Consider the following 2,446-nt stretch of genomic DNA (forward strand, 5'->3'; position numbering starts at 1 on the left):
TCTTCTTCATGTAAGCCATCTCGTCGGCGACGTTCTGCGCGCTGCGGACGCGATACTTGTGCCCGCCGATGGTCTGCGGCCAGAGGCAGAAAGTGCACTGGGCCGGGCAGCCGCGGCCCGTATACATCGAGACGTAGGGATGCTGGAGGTAGCCGATGAAATACTTTTCGATTTCGAGGTCGCGCTTGTAGACGTCGGCAACCCACGGGAGCGAGTCCATGTCGGCAATCATCTCGCGCTCGGGGTTGTGCTTAATTTTGCCTTCGCCGTCCTTGTAGGAGAGGCCCTTGATGGTCGAAAGCTCGCGGCCTTCGGCAACTTCCTTGCAGGTGAAATCGAACTCCTTGCGCCCGACCCAATCAATCGCCCACGAGGCCTTGAGCGTTTCGGCGGGCAGCACCATCGCGTGCGCGCCGACGAAGCCGATTTGGGTGCCGGGCTTCTGCTGCTTGATGGCCTCGGCGACCTTGCAGTCGTTCTTCAGCGAGGGCGTGCTGGTGTTGATGATGACGTGGTCGAAGTCCTTGGCGATGGCGAGGCACTGCGCGACATCAATGTGGTGCGGCGGGCAGTCGAGGAGCCGGCTGCTGGGCACGAGCGCGGCGGGTTGCGCGAGCCAGGTGGGATACCAATAGCTGGTGACTTCGCGCCGCGCCTGGTAGCGCGCACCGGCGCCGCCGTCGAAGCCGTCGAAGCTCGGCGGCGAGAGAAAAAGTGTCTTGCTCATTCGATCAAGTCGGGAGGTTGTAGTGCTTGCCGCCGCCCGCGGCAAGCAGGGTTTTCCCAACTGCGGGTCATTGGCAGGACGCATCCAGCGTTCGAAGCGCCCGGGCGACGGACTCGATGTGGGCGCTCAGTGTGAATCGCGCGCGAAACCGCTCGCGAAGCGCCAGAGGGTCGGGTGGTTCACGCAGCATCAGCTCGAATCTGGCCGTGACCTCCGCAGGTGAATTGGGCGCCACCAGCAGCGACCACCCAGCGGGAAGCATTTCGGGGATCGCCCTCCATCGGGTCGCCACCACAGGGAGGCCGGACGCCATTGCCTCCAGGACGACCAACGGCAAGTTCTCCGCCTCGTAAATCGTGGGGAAACAAAAGCAGTCGCTCTCGTGGAGCAATTTGTTCCGGTCGCGCGCGTCCAGAAAACCCACCCAGCGCACCACCGGCGAGCCGTCCTCGCGACGGCCGGCAAGCGCCGCGAGTTGCTCGAATTCCTCGCGCGAGGCGGCATCCGGAAACGAGCCCGCCGCGGTGAGGGTGGCCTCCAATCTAGCGCCCCGACTGTCGTGAAGCTGGTTGAGGCCTTGCACCGCGCGGACCGCATCAAACACCCCTTTGCTCTGCGAGCACAATCCGAGGAAGCAGACGCGGAACACGGCGGCATCATCTCCCGCCTCCGCTCCGGGTTGCGGCGCCGGTGATGCGCCTGAAACAAGCGTGGCGTGATGCTTCGCACGGGCGATGCGGCGCGGCAACACGGTGGACTCAAAATCCGGGCAGGGATCGGGAATTCCATTCGGCACCACTTCGATGCGGCGCGCGCCGAGCGCTTCGGCGTCGCGCCGGTTCGATTCCGCGAGCACGAGGCTCAGGGCGTGGCCACCGAGCAGCCAGCGCGTCACCGCGCGTTCCCACGGGCGGGCTTGAGTCCCGATCCATTCCCCAAGCCCGGCCGCATGCCAGTGCAGTGTCAAGGTGCGGAAGAACGGCCGGCACAGCGCCATCACCATCCAGTCGCGATACAGCGGCACGCGCGCGGGCGCTGCGGGCACATAATAAAGATGCGCCGCTCCGTGGCGAACCCGGCACCACAACGCCTCGGCACAGTGGCGGAGCAGCAGGAACAGCTTGTGCCATCGCGCGCGACCGATGTCCTCCGCGCCGGAGGAGAGCCGGGCGTTGACGTGAAAAACCTCGATGCCCTGCGGCGTTTGTGTCGAGCCCGGAGCACGGCACCGCGCGTCGCCGCCGAGTCCGTCGAGCAATAGCTGCGTCATGTAGCTCTGCCCGTGGTGCGGCGGCGGCGTGTGGGCGAAGAGGACGAGTTTCATCCGTTGCGCGCGGCTAGAGTAGCGGCAAACAGGAGCGGACTACCAAGCTGGAATCGCGGGGTGTTCGAAGCGGTGCTCCCGCCTTTTTTCTTCCCTGCCTGCGGCCTTGGTCCTACGTTCCGCGCACAGCCTATGAACACGCTTTCACGCCGGTCTTTCCTCGCAACGACTTCAGCCGCCGCGGTCGGCGCGACCGCTTCCGCCATCGAGCCGTTTCCACGTTCGGGCAAGCCGCGGCTGCAACTCAGCCTCGCGGCGTATTCGGTGCGCGAATTCTTCACGGACGGCGCGCGTCCCGCGGCGAAGGCGCCGCCCGCGGACAAGGCGATGGACATGTTCAAGTTCGTGGACTACTGCGCCGCGCACGGCTGCGAGGGCGCGGAACTCACGAGCTA

Annotated in this window: 3 protein-coding genes; 1 reads left to right on the top strand and 2 read right to left on the bottom strand. The window is 65.5% G+C overall.

Annotated features, from left to right (window positions below; genetic code table 11):
• Both FJ386_15400 and FJ386_15405 read right to left on the bottom strand, forming a co-directional pair.
• Positions 1–727, bottom strand: a 727-nt coding sequence (locus tag FJ386_15400; protein MBM3878072.1) for a hopanoid biosynthesis associated radical SAM protein HpnJ, incomplete at its 3' end; no start/stop codon positions are given.
• 67 nt (positions 728–794) lie between these two features.
• On the bottom strand, positions 795–2,051 hold the full coding sequence (locus tag FJ386_15405; GenBank protein ID MBM3878073.1) for a glycosyltransferase family 4 protein: 1,257 nt from the start codon (positions 2,049–2,051) through the stop codon (positions 795–797).
• 132 nt (positions 2,052–2,183) lie between these two features.
• On the opposite strand from FJ386_15405, the gene FJ386_15410 reads away from it, so the two are divergent.
• Positions 2,184–2,446 (top strand): twin-arginine translocation signal domain-containing protein (locus FJ386_15410; protein MBM3878074.1); only part of this gene is annotated, 263 nt, incomplete at its 3' end.

Source organism: Verrucomicrobiota bacterium (assembly GCA_016871675.1).
Classification (GTDB): Bacteria; Verrucomicrobiota; Verrucomicrobiia; order Limisphaerales; family VHCN01; genus VHCN01.

Bases quoted from the DNA above. Each gene is read 5' to 3' on its own strand.
- FJ386_15405 (MBM3878073.1), bottom strand. From the start codon at position 2,051: ATGAAACTCGTCCTCTTCGCCCACACGCCGCCGCCGCACCACGGGCAG.